This is a genomic window from Streptomyces sp. NK08204 (assembly GCF_020400585.1).
GTDB lineage: Bacteria > Actinomycetota > Actinomycetes > Streptomycetales > Streptomycetaceae > Streptomyces.
This window is the reverse complement of the sequence record NZ_JAINVF010000001.1, coordinates 240,794-264,991: the sequence shown is the minus strand read 5'-3', so window position 1 is coordinate 264,991 and position 24,198 is coordinate 240,794. Positions and strand designations below refer to the sequence as shown.

Here is a 24,198-nt window from a genome sequence, read left to right as displayed (position 1 = left end):
GGCTCGATGAGCAGGACGTCATGAACAGGAGGTGGGAAATGGTCCGGCGAGTTCCGGTGCGCTTCGGGGCGCGTTCCTACGAGGTGCTGATCGGTCCCGGCGTGCGGACCGAGCTGGCGTCCGTGCTGCACGGGCTGGGCGTGGCCCGGACCGTCGTGGTCTCGGCCCGGCCGCGAGAGTGGGTCCCCGAAACGGGGGTCGAGACATTGGTGCTGGCGGCCCGGGACGGCGAGCCGGACAAGACGCTCGCCACCGTGGAGGCGCTCTGCCGGGAGTTCACCGCGTTCGGGCTGACCCGGCACGACGCGGTCGTCTCCTGCGGCGGCGGTACCACCACGGACGTGGTGGGGCTCGCCGCGGCGCTCTACCACCGTGGCGTGCCGGTGGTGCACCTGCCGACGTCACTGCTGGCCCAGGTCGACGCGAGCGTCGGCGGGAAGACCGCGGTGAACCTGCCCGAGGGCAAGAACCTCGTGGGCGCCTACTGGCAGCCGAGCGCCGTACTGTGCGACACCGACTACCTCACCACGCTGCCCCGGCGGGAACTGCGCAGCGGGCTCGGTGAGATCGCCCGATGCCACTTCATCGGAGCCGGTGACCTGCGTGGTCTGCCGCTCGCCGAGCAGATCGCCGCGAGCGTGACCCTGAAGGCGGGGATCGTCGAGCAGGACGAGCGCGACACCGGCCTGCGGCATCTCCTCAATTACGGCCACACCCTGGGGCACGCGCTGGAAGTGACCACCGGCTTCGCCCTGCGGCACGGCGAAGCCGTGGCCATCGGCACGGTGTTCGCGGGCCGGCTCGCCGGAGAACTGGGCCGGATCAGCCCGGACCGGGTGGCCGAGCATCACACCGTGGTGGAGCACTACGGTCTGCCCACGGCCCTGCCGGCCGGGCCTGCGACGGAGGAACTGATCCGGGTGATGCGCCGGGACAAGAAGGCGGTCGACGGGCTGGCCTTCGTCCTGGACGGACCGGCGGGAGCGGAGCCGGTCGCCGACGTCGCCGAGGACGTCGTCGCGCGCGTCCTGGAGCGGATGCCGCGCCGGCCGCAGGCGGAGCTGCTGCGCGAGACCGCGCGGGCCTGACACGCCGAAGGGGGCTCCCGGCGTACCGGGAGCCCCTGGGCGGATACGGCGGTCACCGGGGCGGACACGGCCATCAGCTCCTGATCGGCCCCTGCGGACCGCTCAGCGCCGAGGCGTGATGAACGACATCAGCGGGACGACCGCATGCCGACCGGCGTCGTTCTTGACGGCGTCCTGGAGGGAGCTGAGCTGGATGTCCACAAGACGCCGGGTCATCGGATCCGTGAGCACGGTCGCGGCCTCGCCGTCGCCCTCGGCCTGCGCGGCCTCCATCCTCGTCGGGGCCTCGCTGAGGTGCACCCACGGACCGCTGATCACGAACGCGTGGCAGTCGTGCAGCACCCGGCCCAGATCGCTGAGGGCGTTGCGGCCGAGGCCGCGGCCGGGTGTGGCCACCATGGTGACGACACATTTGCCCAGCAGAGCGGACCTGCTCGTGGGACGTGACGCCCAGTCGATGGCGTTCTTGAGCACGCCCGGAATGGAGCCGTTGTACTCCGGGCTCGCGATGATCAGGCCGTCCGCCTCGGCGATCGCCGTGCGCAGCCGTTGCACCGGCTTCGGGCAGTCCTCCACGTCGAGATCCTGGTTGTAGAGCGGTACATCACCCAGGCCGTCGAAGAACTCGATCTCCATTCCCTCGGGTGCCAGCGGCGGCAGTGCGCGCAGTAGCTGCGTGTTGAACGAGTCCTGACGCAGCGACCCGGAAATGGCGAGAATACGCAACGAAGAAGCTCCCTGTTGTGTTGTGTCGAGGATCGCCTCACGCTAACAACGTCGGCCCGGTCATTGATGATTTTTCGCCTTATCGGCGGGCCGGTACCAGCTTCCGTCCGGCGCCCCTCGCCGGACCATCCGTCAGGTTGGTAGTTCTCGGCTCCATGGTCCGCGAGGCCTTGCTGCGACGGGCGTTCGCTGCCTACCTTCGGTCGCCATGACGACGTATACGGTGGAATCCACGCACAAAACGGTCCGGTCCGGAATCCTCGACCCGAAGGCGCCGGCCGCCGCTACGATCGAATCGGGTGATGAGGTCGATTACCCGAATACGTGGACCAATTGGCAGAACGAGATGAAATTCGGCATGTCGTTCGCCGAGCGCGCCCGTCTGCGCGAGCAGTATCCGGGCTGCCCGTTCCAGCTGATCGGGCCGGTGGAAATGGCCGGATCCCGGCCAGGAGACGTGATCGAATGCCGGCTGATGCGGCTGCGGCTCGCGGACTGGGGGTGCAACGTCTTCCCGCGCGGCGCGGGGGCGCTGCCGCACGACTTCGACGAGCCGTACACCCACTACTTCCGCTTCGACGACACCCGCACCCGGGCCGACTACGTGCACGGGATCTCGTTCACCCTGGCGCCGTTCCTCGGCATCGTCGCGGTCGAGCCGGCAGGCGACGACCCGGTCAGCGCCCTTCCGGCCGGGGCCTACGGCGGCAACCTGGCCCTGCGCGAACTCACCGTGGGTTCCTCGCTCTTCCTGCCGGTGGCCAAGCCCGGCGGCCGGCTCTGGGTGGGCGACGTGCACGCCCTGCAGGGCGACGGCATCGTGGACCAGACCGCGATCAAGTCGACCGCCGAGGACCTGCGGATGCGCTACGACCTGCGCCGCGGCGTCGCGCTGACCCGGCCGCTGGCGGAGACGGACACCCACTGGATCGGCTTCGGCTTCGCCGACAATCTCGACGACGCGCTGATCGACTGCGTCCGCGGACTGATCAGCTGGTTCAGCGCCGCGGCCGGGATCAGCGCCGCCGAGGCATACGCGCTGTGCAGCATCTCGGCGAGCTTCCGCGTCACCCAGTACGCCGACCAGCGAGGCGCCCCGTACGTCGGCCTCGACGGACCGCCCAAAGGCGTGCACGGTCTGCTGCCGAAGGACATCTTCCCGGCCGAGCTGCGGGCCCGCGTCGACCGGTGGCTGCGCCCGGACAGCTGACCGGCGGCGGGGCTGCCGGCCGTCGTCCGTCCGGGCGCGGCGGTTCATCTGTCAGCCGATGTCGATCAGCACCTTGCCGGTCGTGCCGCCCTCGACCGCGTCGTGGGCGTCGCCCGTGCGGTGGAGCGGGTAGCGGTGCAGCGGCAGGCCCGCGCCCTCGCCCACGCCGAGGGCGCCGTCCGCGACCGCCGCGGCGACATCGGCCACGGCGGCGTCCTTCTCCTCGGGCGACAGCGTCAGAGCCAGTACGAACTGGTAGCGCAGGTTACGGCCCATCAGCAGCCGGGTGGGCAGCCGGACCTCGCCGTCGCCCTCCGTCCCGTAGGCGGCGACCGTGCCGCCCGGGGCGAGCACCTCCAGATCGAGACCGAGGTTCGCGGAGGGCGCCACCTCGACGACCAGATCCACCCCGGCGGGCGCGATCGCGCGGATCTCCGCTGCGGTGCCGCCCGACCGGTGGTTCACCACGTGCCCGGCGCCCGCGGCGCGCGCCAGCTTCTCCTTCTCCGGCGCGCCGACCGTCGCGATCACCGACGCGCCGCACCACGTCGCGAGCTGGACCGCCGCGTGGCCGACGGCCCCGGCGCCACCCGCCACCAGTACGGTGCGCCCGGCCAGCGTGCCCGGTCCGAGCCGGGCGGGCGCGTGCTGTGCCGAGGTCAGACACCGGTGCGCCGCCAGCGCGGGCAGCCCGATGCTCGCACCCAGTTCCAGCGAGGCCCCCGGCGGCAGTTCCACCGCCTGGCGGGACGGCAGCACCACGAACTCGGCGGCGGTGCCGTGCGCGCGCCGCCACGCCGACTCCCACAGCCACACCCGCTGCCCCACGCGCCCCGCCGGGACGCCGGGGCCGACGGCGTCGATCACGCCGCTGCCGTCGTGATGCGGGATCACCTCGGGAAACATCAGGCGTCCGTCCGCATGGCCGAACCGCCGGCACTTCCAGTCGGTGGCGTTCACCCCCGAGATCGCCACCCGGACCCGGACCTCGCCCGGGCCCGGCTGTGGCACCGGCCGGTCCACCATGCGGAGGACGTCCCGGTTTCCCACCGTCGTATACACGATCGCCTTCACTCGCACTCCTCACGACAGGGAGCCGCTGTGGAACCGGAAGCCGTTCCACGGCCGTGAGGCTAACCACCGCCGCTCCGGCGTCACAGCGGTTCCCGCGACGCCTGTCAAGGTGAGGGATGGCGGGACACGCCGGGATCACTAACGTCGCTTCAGTCCGCCGATTCTGCCCGGTCTGAGGAGGATCCCGTATGGCAGCGCCCATCACCCACCAGCAACTCGTGGACCGGACCGACCACTTCGCCCCGCCGGCGATCCTGACCGCGGCGACGCCGCTGTCCCGCATGGTCTACCCGGACGGGCATGTGGGCTGGCTGGCCACCGGGCTCGAGGTGGCCAAGGAGGTGCTGAGCAGCCCCGCGTTCAGCCACAACTTCCATTCGGCGCACTTCCCGATGCTCAAGAAGGGGGAGCCGTTCTCCCCCATGCCGATCATCCCGGGCATGTTCATCCACATGGACCCACCCGAGCACACCCGCTACCGCGGCATGCTCACCGCCGAGTTCGGCACCCGCCGCATGGCTGAACTCGCCCCGCGCATCGGGGAGATCGCGGCCGGGCAACTGGACGCCCTGCGGGCCGGGGGCTCGCCTGCCGACCTGCTGCCCGCCTACATACGGCCGCTGGTGCTGCGCGTGCTGTCCGAGGTCGTCGGCGTCCCGTACGAGGACGCCCCCACCCTGGCCGCGCTGGCGGACACCGCCAATGACGACAACGTCCCCCTGGAGGACGAGTTCGCCGCCGAGAAGCGGGCGTTCTTCCTCACCCGCGACCTGGTCGAGCGGGCCCGGACCTCGCCCGGGGACGACATCCTGGGCCGGCTGACGGCCATCGAGGGCCTCTCCGACCGCGAGATCACCAACATGCTGCTGGTGGTGTTCGTCGCCGGTTTCGCCACCTGCGAGGGAGCCGTGGCCGCCGCGGTGCTCGCGCTGCTGCACCACCGCGACCAGCTCGCGGCCTTCCGCGCCGCGGCCGCATCGGGGTCCGGCACGGAGGCGGCGGTCGAAGAGCTGCTGCGCTACACCACCGTGAACCAGTATCAGATCTTCCGTACCGCGCTTCAGGACGTGCGCCTGCACGGCGAGCTCGTCAGGGAGGGCGACACGGTCACCGTCTCCCTGCCGGCCGCGAACCGGGACGCGGGCCAGTTCGGATGCCCCGAGCGGCTGGACCTCGACCAGGACGCCTCCGGCCACATCGCGTTCGGCTACGGCGCGCACGCCTGTGTCGGCCAGCGCCTCGGGCGCGCCGTGCTGGGCACCGCCCTGGAGACCCTCGTACGAGGGCTGCCGGAGTTGGCGCTGGACGCGCCGCTGGCGGACATCCCGCTGCGGGCCCGCACGCCGGTGCTGAGCGTGCAGCGCCTTCCCGCGCGCTGGTAGCCCGACACCGACCGCACCGACCGCACCGACCGCACCGACCGCACCGACCGCACCGACCGCACCGACCGCGCCGACGGCACCGACGGCACCGACCGCATGCGACGCCCGGCCGGCAGACCCGAGCCGGGCGTCGGCATGTATGCGCACGACCGGCCCGGCCACGTGGCGTAACCGGGCCGTGCCCGCTGCCGTCGCGGGCGGCCTGCCGGCGGCCCGGTCCGGCCCGGTCCCTCAGCGAGGCTGCGGGACCGGGGCGCCGTGCAGCTGTGTACGCAGTTCGTCGACCAGAGCCGTGGCGCCGCCGGGGCCGGCGGTGCCGAACACGTGGTGGTCGGGGCGAACCAGGACGCTCGACGCGCCGAGCCGGCCGAGACAGGCGTGGTAGACACCGTCGACGTCCCGCACCTCGCCCGGTCCGGGCGGCGAGCCGGGCGGCGACAGGCGCACCACCCGTGTCCCGAGGCCGGCCAGGAACTCCCCGTGGGCCTCGCTCAGCGCGGCCGGGCCCTCGGTGGTGATCAGGACGAAACCGGTACCGATGAGCTCGTCGAACCGGCCGCTGACGCCGTCGGCCTCCACCGTGCCGGCCATCATGACCTCACCCGCGCCACCGCAGCCGTCCCCGGCCGGCCGCAGCAGCCCCTTGGTCAGCGGCTCGGCGGCGGGCGGCTCCTGTGGCGTTCGGCCGCCGCCGTTGGCCAGGATCGCCGCGTCGCGGTCGGCCGCCGCGGCCGGGTCGGTCACACAGATCACCCGGCCCAGCTTGACCGAGGCGGTGATCGACGTCTTGGCCTGGAGGCGGCGTTCGAGCGGGTAGGTGTCGAGCAGCCGGTCCGGCGCCCGGTCGGACAGCACCAGGTCGAGCTTCCAGGCGAGGTTGACGACGTCCCGGATGCCGGCGCACATGCCCTGTCCGGCGAACGGCGGCATGAGGTGAGCGGCGTCCCCGGCGAGGAAGACCCGGCCCGACCGCCACTGGTCGGCCCACATGGCGCGGAACTGGTAGGTGGCGCTGCGCAGCAGCGTGGCCGTCCGCGGGGTGACCCCGTGCGGGGCCAGCAGGCGCCAGGCGGCGTCGGTGGTGCCGAGCTCCTCGGCGCTTTCGCCGGGCAGGCGCATGAACTCCCAGCGGCGGCGCCCCGGGCCGCTGCCGACCATCGTCGTGGGGCGTGCGGGGTCGCACAGCTGCACGTTGGTCGGGACGAACTCGCGGGGCGTGTGCAGCCGGACGTCGCAGAGCAGCCACTCGTAGGAGAACCCGAGGTCGGTGACGGACACGCCGATGTGCTCGCGCACGAAGCTGTTGGCACCGTCGCAGCCCACCAGCCACCGGCCGGTGAACGCGCGGGTCGTGCCGTCCTCGGTGACCGCGGTCGCCGTGACGCCCGAGGGAGTCTGGGTGATGTCCACGACGCGGTGGCCGAGGTGCGTCTCGACGTCCGGGAGCGTCGCCAGCCGTTTCGCGAGCAGCTCTTCGAGCGCGGGCTGGTGCATCGTGTTGGCGTCCGGCCATCCGTACCGGCCGGTGCGGCTGAACGCGATGTCGAGCAGGGGCCGGCCGGCCGCGGTACGCCACTGGTAGCCGGTCGCCGGCTCGGAGATGCCGGCCAGGCCGTCGCCGATGCCGGTGGCCGCGAGCAGCCGCGCGGTCTCCCCGTCGAAACTCGTGGCGCGCGGCAGCGGGTACGGCTCGGGCCGGCGTTCCAGCACGCACACCCGGTGGCCGTGGTCGGCCAGCAGAATGGCGAGTACGGCGCCCACCGGGCCCCGGCCGACGACGATGACGTCCGTCTCGGGAGTCTGGGGGCCGGGTGCGGGCGACTGCGCTGTGTCGGACATGTCCAGGGCCTCCGTACCGCGAACGGGAATCCGGCGGGCAACGGCTCCGGACGCTACCGGCGGTGTCCCTGGCATTGTCAAGGCTGGTCAGGGCACGGGCATATGACTGTCAGAGTGGGGGATGCTGGGGCCGGGGCGGCGCGCATAGCCTTGCGGCGTCGCAGGAGGTGGGTGTTGGCACGAACAACGAGGGACGACGTGTCGAGATGCCATCGAAGCCGCTCCCGCCCGATGTGTGGTGCGAAGGGGCGCGCTTACGGCCTGCGGCTGTGACCGGCGGCGGAGGCCGCGCGGGAAAGGGTCGACCAGCCCGCTCTCCCGCTTCGGCGGCCACGGTGCGAGACGCGGATTCGCCAGGTTGCCTCGCACCACGGATGCGCAGGCGGCCGAGTGGCGCGTACAGCACCACACCGGTGGCTCCGCAGGGTCTTCCCACAAGGGACCGACCGCGAGCCGGTGGGTTTCGACGCGGCGTCAGGGAGGACGTCGTACAACCGCACAGTCGATTGGGGGGAACATGGACGGGCATGGGCGCGAGCAGGATGCCTCCGAAGAATCGTCACTGCTGACCTGTGTCGTGGAGGACTGCGTCACCGCCGGAATCCTGACCCGCGCCCACGCGCGCTGGCAGAGCGGCAGCCTCATGGCCGGCATAGCCCTCGCCGAAGAGGCGATCCGGGCGGAGTGCGGCCGGTGCGGCAGGCCGTGTTCGGCCTACGCGAGTCTGCTGCTGACCCTGTTCCTGGCGTCCATCCGCCGCGTGGAAGCGGCGGCCGACGTGCAGCGTCGGCTCCTCGCCTCGGCGGAGGTGCAGGGCGACCCCGAACTCGTCGCCAGCACCAGGCTCGTGGGGGCGAAGGTGGCGCTCGCCGCCGGTGACTACGCGGACGCGGCGGCGCTCGCGGAACAGGGCTTGCGGCTCGCGGCCGAGTCCGGCCAGACCGCCTGGACCCCGGTCGGGAACCTCGTGCTGGCCACGACAACCCTGCGCCGGGGGGACATCTCCGCCGCGCTGCACTACAGCGCCAAGCTGGAGGAGGACGCGGTCTTCGCCCGGGAGATGTTCCCGACCGGACAGTCCGCGTGGGCCATCGTGCAGCTCAGCGAGGCGGGCAAGGGACGCGACAAGGCCGCGGCCCTCGCCCGGGAACTGCTCGAGTCCGAGACGCTCACCCGCCGCCTGCTGCTGTCGGAACCCGCGGCGGTGCCCTGGCTGGTCCGGCTGATGCTGCGGGTCGGCGAGCGCGGCCCGGCCGGTGAGGGAGTCCGCTTCGCCGAGCGGCTCGCGGCCGAGAACCCGGACGTCGACTCGGTCGGCGCCGCCGCCCTGCACGCCGCCGCGCTGCTGGAGGGCGACCTCGACAAGCTGCGGCGTGCCGCTGAGTCCCACACCGATCCCTGGGCACGCGCTTCGGTGCTGGAGGACATCGGCGTCCGGCTCTGCGAAGGGCGGGTGGAGTCCCCGGAAGCGGCCACGTACTTCGAACGCGCGATGCGCGCCTACACGCGGATGGGATCGCTGCGCGACTCGTCGCGGGTCATGAGCCGGCTGCGGGGTATCAACGCCAGCCCGCTGTCCCGTGAACGGTGCCGGCCGCGCAGCGGCATCCAGGGTCTGACCGACACGGAGTACGCCGTGGCGAAGCTGGTCTCCCGGGGGCTGACCAACGGCGAGACGGCGGAGCAGATGTTCCTGTCCCGGCACACCGTCGCCTTCCACCTGCGCAAGGTGTTCCAGAAGGTCGGGGTCAAGTCCCGTCTGGAACTGGCCGTCATCTGGAACGAGCTCGACACCGGCCCCGCCGGTCCGGCCGCCGGGGCCGCGCCCGCACTGCACGGGACCCGGACCTGACGGCCGCCGGTGCGCGCTCGCGCACCCGCTCAGCCTGGCGGAACACGGCTCGCGAGGGCGGCGGTGCGTGCCTGGTCCCGCCCCAGGAGCCGGGCGAGCGCCACGGCCCCGTACAGCGAGGCGAGCCCGCCCCGGCACGAGGCCTGGACCGGCGGTGCGGGCACTCCCGGCCGGGCCAGTGCGTCGAGATGGTGCGCCACGGTGTCGACGAAGCCGGGCAGCCCGGCGGCGAATCCGCCGCCCACGACCACCAGCCCGGGGTGCAGGAGCTCCCTGACACCGGTGATCGCGAGCGCGATCCGGTGACAGGTGCGGTCCACCGCCTGTACGGCCCACGGCTCCTGGTCCGCAAGGCCTGCCCGTAGACGCCCGTACGTCGTCCCGGCGCCGCGCAGCCGGCTCGCCCGGGCCAACGTGGCCGGGCCGGAAGCGGTGGACTGCAGACAGCCCCGCCGGCCGCACCGGCAGCGCGGCCCGTCCGGGTCGGTCACCACATGACCGAGCTCGAAGGAGCCGCGGCCCAGGCCCGGGAGCGGCCCGGCGCCGGAGGTGAGGCCACCCCCGACGCCGGTGCCGACACCGACGTACAGCACGTCCGCGCACCCGGTCGCCTCAGCCTCCGCCAGCGCGCCCAGGTCGCCGTCGTCGGCCCAGCCGAAGGGCGTGCCCGGGAACAGCTCGCCCATGGCGCGCCGGACGTCGAGGCCGGTCCACTCCGGGCGGCTCGGCCAGACCGCGACGCGGTCGTCCGGGCCGACGGTGGCGGGCAGCGCGACGCCCACCGCGGCGAACACGCCCGGCACCTCCCGGCGCAACAGGCCGACCTCACAAGCGAGTTGTGCCAGGTCGGAGGCGACACCGCGGCCGTGCCAGCGCAGGACGCGCTCGCGCGCCTCCCCGCTGTCGGTCTCCGCGCGCAGGGCCACCTTGGTGCCGCCGAGGTCCAGGCCGAGCCAGGTCGCCGGCTCCCGGGGGCCGGCGACCACGGAAGGCAGGTTCACCCCAGGCCGCCGACGGGAGCCGGAGGACACCAGGCCAGCAGGTCCGCGGGGCGTTTCAGGACCAGATCTGGTCCGGCTCCCAGCAGCTCGTCCTCGTCGACCGTCGCCCACGTCGCGGCGGCGGAGGTCACCCCCGCGCCCCGGGCACTGCGGACGTCCGCGGGGGCGTCGCCCACCATGATCGCCGCCTCGGCCCGGGCGCCGAGCCGGTGCAGGGCCTGGAGCACGATGTCCGGCGCCGGCTTCGGGTCGGCGACCTCGTCGGAGCCGATCACATGGTCGAAGTACGTGATGAGGCCCAGCGTCTCCAGCAGCGAGCGGGCGCGCACCCCGGCCTTGCCGGTGGCCACGGCGAGCCGCAGCCCGCGTGCCCGCAGGGTGTCCAGCAGGTCCACGATCCCGTCGACCACCGGGACCTGACCGGCCAGCCGGTAGCTCTCGCGGACGAACGGCTCCTCCATCTGCAGCGGGAGGCCCATCGTGCGCATGATCTGCGGAAAGTACAGGCCCTGGTAGCGCTGGTACTCCGCGAACGGAGCGGGGCCGTCGCCGACCACCTCGGCGTAGGCGGCGGCGAAGGCCCTGCCCATCACCTCGTGGCTGTCGACGAGGACGCCGTCGAGGTCGAAGATCACCGCGCTGCGTGCTGCCACGGCCGTCATCTCTCACCTGCCTTGATCTCGGCCGGCCCGGCCGGCACCAGGGACGTGTTCGCAGCCGCGTAGATCGCTTCGACGGCCGCGACGATACGGTGGGCGCCCGCGATCGCCCGGCCCCGTGACGAGGGCGCGGCCAGCAGCGTGCGCAGCGCGGACAGCTGACGGTCGTACTCGGCGCCGACCGGTTCCGCGGGCACCTGGATGTCGCTGACCCTTCCCGCTCGGACATGGGTGATCCGGGACCGCGGCTCGCGATGGGGACTGAACCCGAACGTGCAGCGCAGGGTGGCCGTCCCGGCGGTTCCCTCGACCCGGACCGTGGTGACGTCGTGCGTCGCGGTGTGCGTGGCCCAGCTGGCCCGCAGCCCGACGGAGAGGCCGCCCCCGGCGACCATGAAGGCACGCACGGTGTCCTCCACGTCCGCGGTGCCCTCCGGGGCGGGCCGGTCGTGGCGCCAGGCCGCCGCCCGGTCCGCCTCGTTGACATGGTCGTCCGTGGTGACCGCCGCGATCTGCTCGAACGTCACCGGGCCGACGAGCGCGTCGAGCACGTCGAGGAGGTGCCAGCCCAGGTCGAACAGGACACCGCCGCCCGCCAGTGCCCGGTGGGTGAACCAGCCCTTGGCCTGCGGCACCCCGCGGGCCCGGATCCAGGACAGGCCGACATTGCGGACCCGGCCGAGCGCCGGGACAAGACGGGCCAGTTCGGTGACGTCGGACCGGTACCGGAAGGCGCTGCCGGCCAACAGCGGTACGCCGCCCATCTGTTCCGCGTCGGCGAGGAGCCCGGCCTCGTCGGTGGTGAGGCACACGGGCTTCTCCACGAACGTGGCCAGGCCGCGCAGGAGGAGGGTCCGGGCCACCGGGGCATGGGCGTGGTTGGGGACGGCGACGACGGCGAGGTCGGCCTGCCCGGTGTCGAGGGCGCCGGGGTCCGCGAAGGCCGGGCGCCCGGTCGCGGCGGTGAAGGCCGCCCGACACGCCGGATCGGGGTCGACGCCGGCCACGACGTCGTAGTCGTCGCGGCCCAGCAGCCGGGGAAGCCAGATCTCCCGGCCGGACCAGCCGAGTCCGACCAGTACCGTGCGTGTCGTCATCCGGCGCGCACCAGCTCGGCCACGATGGCGGCGGCGTCCGTCAGCGCCGGTACGGAGCCGAGCAGCATCCGGTGGTGCAGCCAGACGCAGTCCGCGCTGATGGCTTCGGCGTTCGGGCACCGCGCGGCCACCTCGTCCACCGTCTCGTCCGGGGCGTTGACCTGCCAGAAGGCGTCGGTCCGGTAGACCGCGCGGAAACCCGCGAACGCCGGGAGCCCCGCTGCGACCAGCCGGTCCACCAGGGCGTTGCGCCGCTCCTCGGACCAGCCCGGCAACCGGAACATGGCCATGTAGTGCGGGTTGCGGTCGGCCCGGTCGTCGTCGGCCTGCGGCTGGACGCCGGGGATGCCGGCCAGCAGCGTGGACAGCACCGGCCACCGCTCCTCGCGGACCGTGATCTGACCGTCGAGCCGCGCGAGCTGGGCGCGCAGCACCGCGGCCGAGAACTCGTTGAGCCGCATGTTGGTGCCGGCCGTCCGGTGCAGGTAGCGCCGGTCGTCGCGGGGGCGGCCACAGGAGTGCCGCAAGAACGCCTGTTCGTACATCTCCTCGTCGGGGAAGAGGACGGCGCCGCCTTCCCCCGCGGTCATCAGCTTGCCGTTCTGGAAGCTGAACGTGGCGACCGAGCCCAGTTCGCCGACCCGGCGTCCCCGCCACCGCGCCCCGTGCGCGTGCGCGGCGTCCTGGAGCAGGGACACGCCGGCGTCGGCGGCGAGCTTGTCCAGCCCGTCCATGTCCGCCATCAGCCCGGCCATGTGCACCGGCATGATCGCCTTGGTGCGCGGGGTGATGGCCGCGGCAGCCGCGGCGACGTCGAGGCAGTAGGTGCCGGGGTCCACGTCCACGGGCACGCTGACCGCGCCGATGCGCTGGACCGCCTGGGACGACGAGATGAAGGTGAACGCCGGCACGATCACCTCGTCGCCGGGGCCTACCCCCATGGTCTCCAGGGCGAGTTCCAGCGCGTGGGTTCCGTTGGTGACGGCAAGCGCGTGCCGGGCTCCGGTGTATGCGGCGAACTCCTCCTCGAAGGCGGCCACTTCGCCGCCTCCCAGGCGCCACCACTGGCCCTGTGCCAGCGCACGTTCGAGTGCTTGGCGTTCGGTGTCGTCGAACTGGGGCCAGGCCGGAAAGGCCGGTGCGGGCCGGGAATTCATGTCGGCTGCTCTCCTTGTCTCCCGCCCGCAACGGTGGGTTCCCTCCGAGCAGCCTCGGCCGTCCACCGTGGAGAGGGTCCATGTCCTGCGCCGTCTCGCGGACCGCCTGGGAAGAGTTCCAGCAGGGCATCTCGAGGCGCGGTGTCGGATGTGGCCTCACCGTAGGCAGCCGGTCGCGGCCGTCGCATCCCACGACCTGGTAGTGCCAGGCCGGGCGGGCCCACGAGGCGGGGCACGGACCCTGCGTGGGCACAGCGGTGGGCGAGGGCGTACTACCCGTGTGAAGGATGCCGAGGCGTCCGCCGCGGGAACTAGGGTGACAGGCGGGCAGCCGGGTACGGCGCCGGGACGGGGCCAGCGGCCCGACGGCGCGCCGGCACTGCCGATCTCTCACCCCCCGTCGCGGAAGGGCACCGGATCATGACCCGCCCCGTCGTCAGCCCTGATGAGCTCGACTGTCTGGACTTCGCCGATCCCCGGCTGCACGCCGAGCGGGACCTCACCGAGGTCTGGCGTCACCTGCGCGCGCGGCAGCCCTTCCACTGGCAGCCTCCACGCGAGGACCGTCCCGGCTTCTGGGTGGTCAGCCGCTACGCCGACGCGATGGCTGTCTACCGCGACAAGGAGCACTTCACCACCGAGCGCGGGAACGCGCTGGAGAACCTCATGATCGGCGGTGATCCGGCGGCCGGCTCCATGCTCGCGGTCACCGACGGCCCCAAGCACACCCGGCTGCGGAACGTGCTCAACGCCGCGTTCGCGCCGAAGACCCTCGCGCGAATCCGCCGCAGCCTGCGCCGCAGCATCGACGACGCCCTCGCCGCCGCCCTGGACAAGGGCGAGTGCGACTTCGTCCGCGATGTGGCGGCGAGCATCCCGCTGGGCGCCATCTGCGACCTCCTGGGGGTGCCGGACGCCGACCGCCAGTACCTGCTGGACCGCACGTCGCACGCCTGGAGCTCCGATCACGCCGACGCGTCGGCGGAGGCGACCTGGCAGGCGAAGAGCGAACTCCTGCTGTACTTCTCCGACGTGGCCGCGACACGGCGCGGCACGGACGCCGACGACGTCATCAGCCTGCTGGCCAACTGCCGCCTCGACGGTGAACCGATCAGCGACCGCGACCTGATGGCCAACTGCTACGGGTTGATCATCGGCGGCGACGAGACGGGACGCCACGCGATCTCCAGTGGTCTGAAGGCGCTCATCGAGCATCCGGCACAGTGGCGGGCGCTCAAGGACGGCACGGCCGATCTCGCGACCGCCGCCGACGAGGTCCTGCGCTGGACCGTACCGTCGCTGCACAGCGGCCGGACGGCGACCGCCGATGTCGAGGTGAACGGCCGGCCGGTCAAGGCGGGGGACATCGTCACCGTGTGGACCTCCTCGGCCAACCGCGACGCCGAGGTCTTCGCCGACCCGGACCGCTTCACGCTGGACCGCCGCCCGAACAAGCACCTGACGTTCGCCTTCGGCTCGCACATCTGCCTGGGCCACAACCTGGCCCGGATCGAGGTGGAGGAGGTGCTCGGCGCCCTGCGCGCCCTGGTGTCCTCGGCCGAGCAGACCGGCCCCGAGCAGTGGATCTACTCCAGCATCCTGCACGGCATGAGCTCCCTGCCGGTGGCGCTCACGCCCGAGGGGCGGTGACGCGGGATGCCGCACACGCAACCGCCGACGGGCACCGGCCTGCCGCTCGCGGGCGTCACCGTGGTCGCCGTGGAGCAGGCGGTGGCGGCGCCCCTGGCCACCCGCCACCTGGCCGACCTCGGTGCCCGGGTGATCAAGGTGGAGCGCCCGGACGGCGGGGACTTCGCGCGCGACTACGACACCAGCGTGGGAGGGCTGGCCAGTCATTTCGTCTGGCTCAACCGTGGCAAGGAGTCGGTCACGCTCGACCTGAAGTCGCCCGGAGGGCGGCAGGTCCTCGCCGAACTCGTCGCCACCGCCGACGTCTTCCTGCAGAACCTCGCCCCGGGCGCCGCCGCACGGCTCGGCTTCGGGGCCGCCGAACTACGGGCCCGGCATCCGCGGCTGGTGACCGTCGACATGTCGGGGTACGGGAGTACCGGACCCTACCGGGACAAACGCGCCTACGACATGCTCATCCAGTGCGAGGCGGCTCTGGTCTCGGCCACCGGCGCGGCCGACAGCCCGGCGAAGGCGGGCATCCCCGCTTCCGACATCGCGGCGGGCATGTACGCCCTCTCCGCGACCCTCGCCGCTCTGGTGGGGCGGGCGACGGGCGGTCAGGGCGCCGCGCTGGAGATCTCGATGCTGGAGGCGACCAGCGAATGGATGGGCTACCACATCCACCACGCCCAGGGGACCGGGCGTGCGCCCGGTCGTATGGGTCTGTCCCATCCCAGCGTGGCGCCCTACGGCGCGTTTCCCACCGCTGACGGCGCGGACGTGGTGATCGGGGTGCAGAACGACCGGGAGTGGGCGAGGTTCGCCGAGGAGTTCCTGGGCCGTCCCGACCTGGCGACCGATCCGGCCTGGGCGACGAACGTCGCCCGGGTGCGGCACCGGGAGGAGGTGGACGCGCTGGTCGCGCAGCACACCTCGGCGACGGCCGCGGACCGGCTCGTGGCCTGCCTGGACGCCATCGGCATCGCGTCCGGCCGCGTCAACGAGGTCGGTGACCTGTTGGAGCATCCGCAGCTGGCCGCACGCCGCCGCTGGCGTCCGGTGGAGACACCCGTCGGCACCGTGCGCGGACTGCTGCCGCCGTTCACCGTGGCAGGCGTGGAGTTGCCGATGGGGCCGGTCCCGGCACTCGGCGAGCACACCGTGGCCGTACTGCGCGAGCTGGGCTACGACGCCGGGGCCATCGCCGGCCTGCGGCGCTGCGGTGCCGTCTCCTGTCCGCTGCAGACCGCCCCGGCCTGAGCGGCGGCCGGCCGGGGCGTGCACGGCCGCCCCCCCACAGGCCCGGCGGCGGCGCGGCCTCCCGCCGGGCGGACCGGTGGGCGGTGCGGCCGGGTCACCGGGAACGGCGCCTTGCGGCGTGGTGCCGCACAGCACGCCCCGGGATCACGGGGCCTGCCGGAAGCCGAAGTAGGCGCAGTAGAGATCGAGTTGATGGTCGAGCATGGGCGCGCCGAAGTGGACCGGCAGGCCCCGGCCGGCCGCCTTGCGCAGGAGCCGGGTCTCCCTCGGTTTCATGATGATGTCGGCCACCAGCGTGCCCGGCCGCGCCGTGGCGGGATCGAACGGCAGCGGATCCTCCGGACGCAGGCCCAGCGGCGTGGCGTTGACCATGATGTCCGCCTCGCCGACGCGGGCGACGGCGGTGGCGGTGACCCGGCCGGGCCAGTACCCGTCCAGCCGCTCCGCCGCCTGCCGCGCCCGTGTCCCATCGGTGTCGTGCAGCGTGAGATGGGCTACGCCCGCGCCGAGCAGGGCAGCGGCGACCGCCGTCCCGGCGCCGCCGGAGCCCACCACCGTCACCTGCTTCCCCTCGGGCCGGTGGCCGGCGGCGGTCAGCCCCGCGAGGAAGCCGGCGCCGTCGAAGTTGTCGGCGTGCCAGGAGCCGTCCGGCTCGCGGCGCAGCGCGTTGGCGCTGCCCGCGATCTCGGCCGCGCGGCTGCGGACGTCGGCGTACCGCAGCACGTTCGTCTTGTGCGGGACGGTGACCAGGAGTCCGTCCAGGTTCGCGGTCCTGCGCAGTCCGCGCATGACGTCACCGAGGTCCTCGGGACGGACGTGCACCGGAACCAGCACGGCGTCGACTCCGAGGGCGCGCAGCACGGGGTTGAGCATGGTCGGCGCCCGCACCTGCTCGACGGGGTCGCCGAGCACCGCGAGCAACCGGGTTCGGCCGGTGATGTCCGGTGTGTGCTCCGCCGCTTCACGCATGGGGCCTCCTCGGCCGTGGGGTGGGGCGACGCCCCTCGGGTGTCGGGCGGGGGATGCCCGGCTTACGAGGACAGGCTGGGCCGGCCCGTCGTGAGGGCACCCGTCGTGTGCTCGCGCATCCCCGTGTGCGGAGCGGCCAGGTCGTTCCAGGCGCTCGCCAGCTGCACGCGGGACTCCACGCCCAGCTTGCGGAAGATCTTGCGCAGGTGGAACGCGATGGTGTGCGGCGACAGGAAGAGCTGACCCGCGGTCTGCCCGTTGGTGAAGCCCTGGGCGACCAGGTGCGCGACGGCGTATTCGGTGTCGGTCAGTTCGGGGATGTCCCGCGTCCGCTGATGCCGGCTCACCTGGCCGGCGCTCGGGGCGCTGTGGTGCAGCCGGGACTCGATGCGCGAGGCGTCCCGCCGGGCTCCGGTCTGTGTGTAGGTGTCCAGTGCCTGCTGGAGAACGCGTGCCGGGACGGTCCGGTCGTCGCCGCGGGCGAGTATGACGGCGATGTCCTCGTTGGCCGACGCCCTCGCCCAGGGATCGACGTGCGACTCGGCGGCGAGCCGGAGTTTGCCGAGGTCCTCGTCGTGCAGTCCGGCGGCGTGGGCCGCGGCTGCCTGCACCGAGCTGAAGTGGGGGTTCCTGGACGCCAGTTGCCGGCAGACGTGGACGCCGTGTGCCGCCAGCTGCTTGCGCCCGCAGTTCATCATGAGCCGGACGAGCCAGGGCAGCGCGGCGGGTTCGGCGATCGAGAGCTGGCGTACGGCCGCGTCCGCGGCGAGCAGCTCGGCGCCCAGCGGCACGGCGTGCTGCCGGCCCTTCTCCGCCTCGGCGATCTGGATCACGGCCCAGGCGGCCTGGCCGGCATGGAGCATCTCCCGCTGGAAGATGGTGTCTTCCTTCAGTTTCTGCGCGTAGCGGACCGCCGTGGACAGATGGCCCTGGCGCAGTGCGGACTGCACCAGCACGAAGTGTCCGAGCGGCGTCCAGGCTTTCAGGCCGGACCGCTCCGCCTCCCCGAGTCCGGCGGTGGCGAGCTTGGCCGCCTTCCCGAAGTCACCGGTGGCGAGGGTGACCCCGGACCGGGCGAGCGTCGCGGTCGCGGTCAGCTGGTCGTCGGCGCGCGCCCGGACGAGTCCGTCGACGGTCTCCAGTACGGCCTGCGCGTGGTCGGTCCGTCGCACCTGCGCAAGCAGGAGGCTCAGGACGAGCGCGGCCTCTGTGTGGCAGGGGCTGTCCGCTGCGCATCCGTCGTGCAGCGCCCGTTCGGCGAAGTCGATCCCGTCGTCCAGCAGACCGTCGCGCCAGGAGCGCCGGGACAAGGCGAGGAGAGGGGCGGTATGACATGACGGTGCCGCGCATTTCAGCGGAGATGCCGCCGCGCGGGGGATGTCGTACTCGGTTAAGTGGTGCTCGACCAACATGCTATTTTGCAAAGCAAACCCCTGACTATGCAATGCAAACTCCGACATGCTCTGGAGGAGTCTATGGTCGGCTGTCTCGCGTTGTCAAAGGTGACTATTGGGGAAGGAATTCAGACTCGAAAGGGCGATTTCATGCCACACTGAACATCTACGAGAATTTTACCATCCCATGCTTGACTTTCGGCCTGTCGAACGCTGTGCGACGTGTGCACCCGCCGGGTGTTTGCGTGAGATGTCGCAGCGGCACGCCGTTGGCCTCCGGAAACTCGGTGTCCGGGCCAACACTGTCCAGGACTGTCAGGTCATGCGGTTGCCGTTGCCGGTGCCGGTCGGTGAGTCTGGCGATCCGGGTTGTGAAGGCGCCCGACGGTCGGATTTGCCGCACGGGGAGGTGGGTATGAATTCCATTCTTCTGTTGAACGGGCCGAATCTTGGAATTCTTGGCGAACGTGAGCCGGAGTTCTATGGCCGGGAGACCCTCGGTGATATCGAGAAAATGGTCGCGGCCGAAGTGGCGGATGCGGGCTGGGACGTTATTTCGGTCCAGCGGGAGGGCGAGGGGGAGCTGGTGCGCGCCGTCCATGAGCACCGTTTTACGACCGTCGGCGCCATCGTGAACCCCGGTGCCCTGATGATCGCCGGCTGGAGCCTGCGGGACGCGCTGGCGGCCTATGAGCCCCCGTGGATCGAGGTGCACCTGTCGAACATATGGGCCCGGGAACGATTCCGGCACGAATCCGTCCTCGCGCCGCTGGCCGCGGGCGTCGTCGTCGGACTCGGCGCCTTCGGCTACCGGCTTGCCGCACGGGCGCTCGTGGGGCTGTGCGAGCCCGGCGCCGGGCGGTCGTGACGTTCCGGGGCACCGAGTCGACGTCGTGATCCTGCCACCACACCGGGAGCGGACAGTGATGACTGCCGAACGGGCCGCGGCCGGCTTCCCGCCGCCGGGCGCCCGGACCCCCCACCACGGACGACCGGCAACCGTGACACCTCACGACGCCGTGTCCCCGCAGCCGCGATGATGCACCTGGGAGTGCCGGATGCCGGCCCGGCCCCGCTGTCGCTGGCAGCCGCGGTCACCCGGCCCACGGCGCAACAGCCCGACTGGCCGGACCTGCCCCGCGTGCGGGCCGTCCGTGAACTTCTGCGCACCGCGCCGCCGTTGGTCCTGCCTGCCGAGGCCGACCGTCTCACGGCCCGGCTCGCGGCGGTCGCGCGCGGTGAGGCGTTCCTGCTCCAGGGCGGGGACTGCGCCGAGACGTTCGCCGGCAACACCGAGTCGCATCTGTGCGCGAACCTGGATCTGCTGGCGCGGATGGCCGTCGTGCTCGCCCGCGCGGGCGGCCTGCCCGTGGTCCGGCTGGCCCGTATGGCGGGGCAGTACGCCAAGCCCCGCTCCGCCACGACGGACGGCCATGGCCTGCCCGTCTACCGCGGCGACATGGTCAACGGCCTCGGCGCGACCCCGGCGGAGCGGACGCCCGACCCGGATCGGATGCTCCGTGCCTATGCCGCCTCGGCGCTCGCCATGAAGGTCGTGCGGGCCCGGACCGGCGGTGAGGTCTTCACCGGACATGAGGCGCTCGTGCTCGACTACGAGCGCGCGCTGCTGAGGCCGGGGCCCTGCGTGAACCACCGGCCCTACAGCGGTTCGGGGCACTTCCTGTGGATCGGAGAGCGGACGCGCCGCCTCGGCGGGGCCCACATCGGGTTCGCCGAGCTGCTGGCCAACCCCGTCGGAGTGAAACTGGGTCCCGAGACCACCCCGGAGGAGGCCGTCGAGTACGTACGGCGGTTGGACCCGGACATGGTGCCGGGCCGGCTGACGCTGGTGAGCCGGATGGGACACCGGCGGGTGCGCGAGGTGCTGCCGCCGATCGTCGAGAAGGTCACCGCGTCGGGACACCAGGTGGTCTGGCAGTGCGATCCCATGCACGGCAACACCTTCGTCGCACCGACCGGCCACAAGACCAGGCGTGTCGAGCACATGCTCGACGAACTCGCCGGGTTCTTCGAGGTGCACCGGCGGCTGGGCACCCGCCCCGGCGGCGTCCATCTGGAGCTGACCGGGGACGACGTCACCGAGTGCCTCGGCGCGGGCATCAGCGAGAAGGACCTGCCGCACCGTTACCGGACCGCCTGCGACCCCCGGCTGAACGCCCGCCAGGCGACTGCCGTGACCACGGCCTTGGCGGACCTGCTCCGCCTCCCCGTCACCCGCTGCCCTAACAACCGGCCACGACCACGGGCGTCCTGACAGGATGTCCGCATGGAACTTGGACTGATCAGCCTCGCCGACCTCACGCCGGATCCCGCGACCGGTGACGTCGCGCCCGCCGGCAGGCGGATCTTGGACATCGTGCGCGCCGCCGAGCTCGCCGACGAGGCCGGCCTGGACGTCTTCGCGGTCGGCGAGCACCACCATCCGAACTACGCGGTGTCCTCGCCCGCCGTCGTGCTCGCGGCGATCGCCCAGGCCACCACGCGCATCCGGCTGACGAGCGCGACGACGCTGATCGGGGTCCTCGACCCGGTACGGGTCTACGAGGACTTCGCCACCGTGGACCTGCTCTCCGGAGGCCGCACCGAGATCACCGTCGGAAGGGGCGCCTTCCCCGAGCCGTTCGAGCTGTTCGGGTACGAACTCGACGACTACGACAGCCTGTTCACCGACCACTTCGAGCTGTTACGAGGGCTCGTCACCCAGCCCTGGGTCAGCTGGTCGGGCCGCCACCGCGCGCCGCTCACCAGCGCCGGGATCATGCCCCGGGCCAACCAGTACCCGCTGCCCGTCTGGGTCGGCGTCGGCGGGAACCGGGGCAGTGCGACGCGAGCCGGGTCGCTCGGTGTGCCGATCCTCGCCGGCGCCACCGGCGGTGCCCTCTCCCGCTTCGTCGACACCTTCACCGCATACCGGGCGGCGGCCGAGAAGGCGGGACACGACCCGGCGGAACTGCCGGTGGCCACCACGAGCTACCTCCATGTCGCGAACACCTCCGCCGAGGTGGACGGCTTCTACGCCCACTGGGCCGCATACGCCGCCCACCACTCCCGTGGCCGGCTCCAGGGGCAGCGCGAGGTCTTCGACCGGCAGCGGGGCGAGGACGGGACGCTGCTGCTGGGCAGCCCGCAGCAGATCGTGGACCGCATCGGGCGCCAGCACGAACTGTTCGGCCACGACCGGCTGCTCGCCCAGATCGACCTCGGCGCGATGCCCTTCGCACGGGTCGCCGCAATCATCGAGATCCTCGGTGCCGAAGTGCTTCCCGAGGTCCGCAAGTTCACCCGCTGACCGCCTCGCGACTACCAACCCGACCGATCCCGGCCGGGCTCGATGCGCCCTAGCCTCTGGCACGTGCGGGTGAATCGGCCCGCGCCAGGCGAAAGGTGGGGAAATGCCGCAGGTGGCGATCATCGCCGGAACCGGCACCGACACCGCGGCCTCCGCGGCGCTCGTGCTGGCCCAGGACGGATTCGACGTGGCACTGCTCGACGCCGACGAATCCGCCCGCACGGCCACGGCGGACCAGGTCAAGAGCCTGGGCCGCCGGGTGATGGCGGTGCGAACGGACTGGACCGACGGCGGCTCGGCGGGCGCGGCGATCGAGCAGGTGTGCGCCGACCTCGGCGACCCCTCGGTCCTGCTCACCGTCGTGAGCGTGGCCGACGCCGGGCAGCTGAGCGCGCTCTCCCAGCCGCAGTGGACCGACGCGACCGCCGCGCCCCTGCGCGCGGTCTTCCTGGCCTGCCAGGCCGTACTCGACCCCATGACCATGAACGGCGGCGGCCGGATCATCACGATCGCCGACCCCGGGGGCGCCGAGGGCGAGAACGCCACCGTCCGAACGGCGCTGGAGGGCCTCACCCGGACCCTGGCGCTCGAACTGGCGCCGCTGGGCATCACGGCCAACCTCCTCACCCCGCTGCTCCCCGTCGACCAGCTCGGCACCCGGGCGGCCCGTACCCCCACCGCCGCGGAGTTCGCAGCGCAGGCGGCCCGGACCGTGTCGATGCTCGCGGGGACCGCCGCGGCCTCCCTCACCGGCCAAGTGCTGCGCGTCGGGCCCTGACAGGCAGCCGTCGACCGTGACCGGCCGGCCGGCCCTGTCGGGCTACCAGCCCGAGGGATGTGAGCCCACCCGGCCGGAACCTACGTTGGTCGGGATCCGGGCGCAGTTCTCTGCACCCCGCCGGAAAAAGCCCCGCACACCCGGCCGGACCTGCTGACACGCCCTGCCCGAACGTGCCTGTTGACCACCGAGTCGCATTGGAGAACGTACGTGCAAGGCCATGACCACTACGTACGCCAGATCCTCGCGAGGCTGCGCGCCGAACCCGGTGGCGCCCCGCTCGTCCACCGGGACACGCCGACCACCGCCCGTGAGCTCGCCGAGTCCGTCACGACAGCCGCGGCCCGGATGCGTGAGCACGGCGTCGGCCGCGGCAGCGCGGTCGCTGTGCTGACGAACCCGAACACGCCCGCGACCCTGATCCTGCGCTACGCGTCCAACCTGGTGGGCGCCACCGCGGTGCACATCCGCGGCGTCAACGCGGTCGACCCCACCGACCAGCTCTCCGCCGAGGCGCAACTCGCCATCCTCACGGACGTCGAACCGGCCATGCTCGCCGTCGACCCGGACAACATCGGGCGGGCACTCGAACTGTGCGGGTCGCTGCCCGAGCGTCCGCGGCTCGCGTCGCTCGGCGGCGCCCACCCCGGCGCGATCGACCTGTCCGCCCCCGGATCCTTCGACCTCGGCACCGCCGAACAGACCACGATCGCCGTCGTGACCTACACCAGCGGCTCCACGGGCAAGCCCAAGGGCGTCAGCTGCACCTTCGCGGTCAAGAACGAGATGGTCGCCACCTCGGCGGCCCGCGGCGACCGCGCCCGCTGCCTGGTCACCGCCCCCCTCACCCACTCCAGCGGCGCCACCGCGGACGACACGATCGTCGCCGGCGGCGCCGTCGTCCTGCACCCCGGCTTCGAGGCCGGTGAGGTGCTGCGCGCGGTCGCCCGCCACGGGATCACCCGCCTCGTGCTCGGCTCGCCCCAGGTGTACGCGCTGGCCGAACACCCCGATGCCGCGAAGACCGACCTGTCGAGCCTGCGCGAGCTGTTCTACACCGGCAGCCCGGCCGCGCCCGAGCGGCTCGCCCATGCCCTGAAGGCTCTCGGCCCCGTCCTCTTCCAGGTCTACGGGACCAGCGAGACCGGCCTGATCAGCCTGCTGCCGCCGCAGGACCACCTGGACCCGGAGCTGCGCGCCACCGTCGGCCGCCCACCGGAGCCCGTGCGGGTGAGCATCCGCTCCGTCGACGACGACCGGGAACTGCCCGTCGGTGAGGCCGGCGAGGTGTGCGTGATCGGCCGCTGGTCGATGGCCGGCTACTGGAACGAACCCGAACTGACGGCGCGCACGGTGCGGGACGGCTGGGTGCACACCGGAGACATCGGGCACCTGGACGAAGCGGGCTATCTGCATCTGCACGGCCGCATCGCGGACGTGATCAAGGTCAAGGGCATCAAGGTCCACCCGAGCGCGGTCGAGCGCGCGCTCCTGGAGCACCCGGGTGTGGAGGCCGCCGCGGTGTTCGGCGTCGAGGACGAACGGCGCGTCGAGCGGATCTGCGCGACCGTGGTCCCGCGCGACGGCGTGACCCTGGACCGCGCGGCCCTCGGACGCCACGTCACCGCCGCCCTGTCGGTCAACCACGTGCCCGCGGAGATCGAGCTCCGCGAGGCGCTGCCGATGGTGGGTCCCGGCAAGCCCGACCGGGTACGGCTGCGCGCGCAGGCCGTGGCGCGGGCCTCGCGGGCCGAGGGGACGGCGAACTGA

At 72.6% G+C, this 24,198-nt stretch carries 20 protein-coding genes; 11 read left to right on the top strand and 9 right to left on the bottom strand.

All coding sequences use genetic code 11. From position 1 onward, the window contains the following. Positions 1-38 precede the first annotated feature (38 nt). Positions 39-1,088 (top strand): 3-dehydroquinate synthase, encoded by a 1,050-nt coding sequence (locus K7G59_RS01135; protein ID WP_225829862.1) that lies wholly within the window; start codon positions 39-41, stop codon positions 1,086-1,088. 102 nt (positions 1,089-1,190) lie between these two features. Here the strand turns inward: K7G59_RS01135 and K7G59_RS01130 are convergent, their stop codons facing one another. Continuing rightward, positions 1,191-1,814: an NAD(P)H-dependent oxidoreductase gene (locus K7G59_RS01130; RefSeq protein WP_225829861.1), complete on the bottom strand. Its 624-nt coding sequence runs from the start codon at positions 1,812-1,814 to the stop codon at positions 1,191-1,193. A 358-nt stretch (positions 1,815-2,172) separates the two neighbouring features. Between K7G59_RS01130 and K7G59_RS01125 the strand changes: the two genes are divergently transcribed. Further along, the gene (locus K7G59_RS01125; RefSeq protein WP_225829860.1) at positions 2,173-3,024 is read left to right on the top strand and encodes an acetamidase/formamidase family protein; all 852 of its coding nucleotides are present in this window, start codon (positions 2,173-2,175) and stop codon (positions 3,022-3,024) included. Positions 3,025-3,075: 51 nt separating this feature from the next. Here the strand turns inward: K7G59_RS01125 and K7G59_RS01120 are convergent, their stop codons facing one another. Next, positions 3,076-4,098, bottom strand: coding sequence for an NADPH:quinone reductase (locus K7G59_RS01120; RefSeq protein WP_225829859.1), 1,023 nt, complete (start codon positions 4,096-4,098; stop codon positions 3,076-3,078). A gap of 188 nt (positions 4,099-4,286) precedes the next feature. Here K7G59_RS01120 and K7G59_RS01115 point away from each other — a divergent pair, with 188 nt between their 5' ends. Then, positions 4,287-5,480: a cytochrome P450 gene (locus K7G59_RS01115; protein ID WP_225829858.1), complete on the top strand. Its 1,194-nt coding sequence runs from the start codon at positions 4,287-4,289 to the stop codon at positions 5,478-5,480. 231 nt (positions 5,481-5,711) lie between these two features. Here the strand turns inward: K7G59_RS01115 and K7G59_RS01110 are convergent, their stop codons facing one another. Beyond that, positions 5,712-7,319: a bifunctional 3-(3-hydroxy-phenyl)propionate/3-hydroxycinnamic acid hydroxylase gene (locus tag K7G59_RS01110; protein ID WP_225829857.1), complete on the bottom strand. Its 1,608-nt coding sequence runs from the start codon at positions 7,317-7,319 to the stop codon at positions 5,712-5,714. A gap of 517 nt (positions 7,320-7,836) precedes the next feature. Between K7G59_RS01110 and K7G59_RS01105 the strand changes: the two genes are divergently transcribed. Next, positions 7,837-9,171, top strand: coding sequence for a helix-turn-helix transcriptional regulator (locus K7G59_RS01105; protein ID WP_225829856.1), 1,335 nt, complete (start codon positions 7,837-7,839; stop codon positions 9,169-9,171). Between the two features lie 29 nt (positions 9,172-9,200). On the opposite strand, the gene K7G59_RS01100 is transcribed toward K7G59_RS01105, so the two are convergent. The 4 genes from K7G59_RS01100 to K7G59_RS01085 are packed head-to-tail and all read right to left on the bottom strand — an operon-like array spanning position 9,201 to position 13,085. Then, positions 9,201-10,157, bottom strand: a complete 957-nt coding sequence (locus K7G59_RS01100; protein WP_225829855.1) for an ROK family protein — start codon at positions 10,155-10,157, stop codon at positions 9,201-9,203. Between the two features lie 11 nt (positions 10,158-10,168). After that, on the bottom strand, positions 10,169-10,834 hold the full coding sequence (locus K7G59_RS01095; RefSeq protein WP_225829854.1) for an HAD-IA family hydrolase: 666 nt from the start codon (positions 10,832-10,834) through the stop codon (positions 10,169-10,171). Continuing rightward, on the bottom strand, positions 10,831-11,928 hold the full coding sequence (locus K7G59_RS01090; protein WP_225829853.1) for a Gfo/Idh/MocA family protein: 1,098 nt from the start codon (positions 11,926-11,928) through the stop codon (positions 10,831-10,833). The genes K7G59_RS01095 and K7G59_RS01090 overlap by 4 nt, the downstream gene beginning before the upstream one ends. Next, on the bottom strand, positions 11,925-13,085 hold the full coding sequence (locus tag K7G59_RS01085; RefSeq protein ID WP_225829852.1) for a DegT/DnrJ/EryC1/StrS family aminotransferase: 1,161 nt from the start codon (positions 13,083-13,085) through the stop codon (positions 11,925-11,927). The genes K7G59_RS01090 and K7G59_RS01085 overlap by 4 nt, the downstream gene beginning before the upstream one ends. Before the next feature lie 420 nt (positions 13,086-13,505). Here K7G59_RS01085 and K7G59_RS01080 point away from each other — a divergent pair, with 420 nt between their 5' ends. Together K7G59_RS01080 and K7G59_RS01075 are read left to right on the top strand one after the other, a co-directional pair. Then, positions 13,506-14,735: a cytochrome P450 gene (locus tag K7G59_RS01080; RefSeq protein WP_225829851.1), complete on the top strand. Its 1,230-nt coding sequence runs from the start codon at positions 13,506-13,508 to the stop codon at positions 14,733-14,735. A gap of 6 nt (positions 14,736-14,741) precedes the next feature. Beyond that, entirely contained in the window at positions 14,742-15,977 is a 1,236-nt protein-coding gene (locus K7G59_RS01075) for a CaiB/BaiF CoA-transferase family protein (protein WP_225829850.1), read from the top strand. A 144-nt stretch (positions 15,978-16,121) separates the two neighbouring features. Here the strand turns inward: K7G59_RS01075 and K7G59_RS01070 are convergent, their stop codons facing one another. Both K7G59_RS01070 and K7G59_RS01065 read right to left on the bottom strand, forming a co-directional pair. Further along, positions 16,122-16,946 carry a shikimate dehydrogenase gene (locus K7G59_RS01070; RefSeq protein WP_225829849.1) on the bottom strand — a complete coding sequence of 275 codons (825 nt, stop codon included), beginning with the start codon at positions 16,944-16,946 and terminating at the stop codon, positions 16,122-16,124. Positions 16,947-17,008: 62 nt separating this feature from the next. Next, positions 17,009-18,256, bottom strand: coding sequence for a helix-turn-helix transcriptional regulator (locus K7G59_RS01065; RefSeq protein ID WP_225829848.1), 1,248 nt, complete (start codon positions 18,254-18,256; stop codon positions 17,009-17,011). Between the two features lie 499 nt (positions 18,257-18,755). Here K7G59_RS01065 and K7G59_RS01060 point away from each other — a divergent pair, with 499 nt between their 5' ends. From K7G59_RS01060 to K7G59_RS01040, 5 genes are all read left to right on the top strand, one after another. Then, a complete protein-coding gene (locus K7G59_RS01060) occupies positions 18,756-19,208 on the top strand; it encodes a type II 3-dehydroquinate dehydratase (protein ID WP_225830236.1) in 453 nt (150 codons plus the stop codon). A 168-nt stretch (positions 19,209-19,376) separates the two neighbouring features. Continuing rightward, positions 19,377-20,615, top strand: coding sequence for a 3-deoxy-7-phosphoheptulonate synthase class II (locus K7G59_RS01055; protein ID WP_225829847.1), 1,239 nt, complete (start codon positions 19,377-19,379; stop codon positions 20,613-20,615). Between the two features lie 12 nt (positions 20,616-20,627). After that, complete coding sequence (locus K7G59_RS01050; RefSeq protein WP_225829846.1) at positions 20,628-21,650, top strand: LLM class flavin-dependent oxidoreductase; 1,023 nt, start codon at positions 20,628-20,630, stop codon at positions 21,648-21,650. Positions 21,651-21,753: 103 nt separating this feature from the next. Then, on the top strand, positions 21,754-22,428 hold the full coding sequence (locus K7G59_RS01045; RefSeq protein ID WP_225829845.1) for an SDR family NAD(P)-dependent oxidoreductase: 675 nt from the start codon (positions 21,754-21,756) through the stop codon (positions 22,426-22,428). A gap of 210 nt (positions 22,429-22,638) precedes the next feature. Continuing rightward, entirely contained in the window at positions 22,639-24,198 is a 1,560-nt protein-coding gene (locus K7G59_RS01040) for a class I adenylate-forming enzyme family protein (protein ID WP_225829844.1), read from the top strand.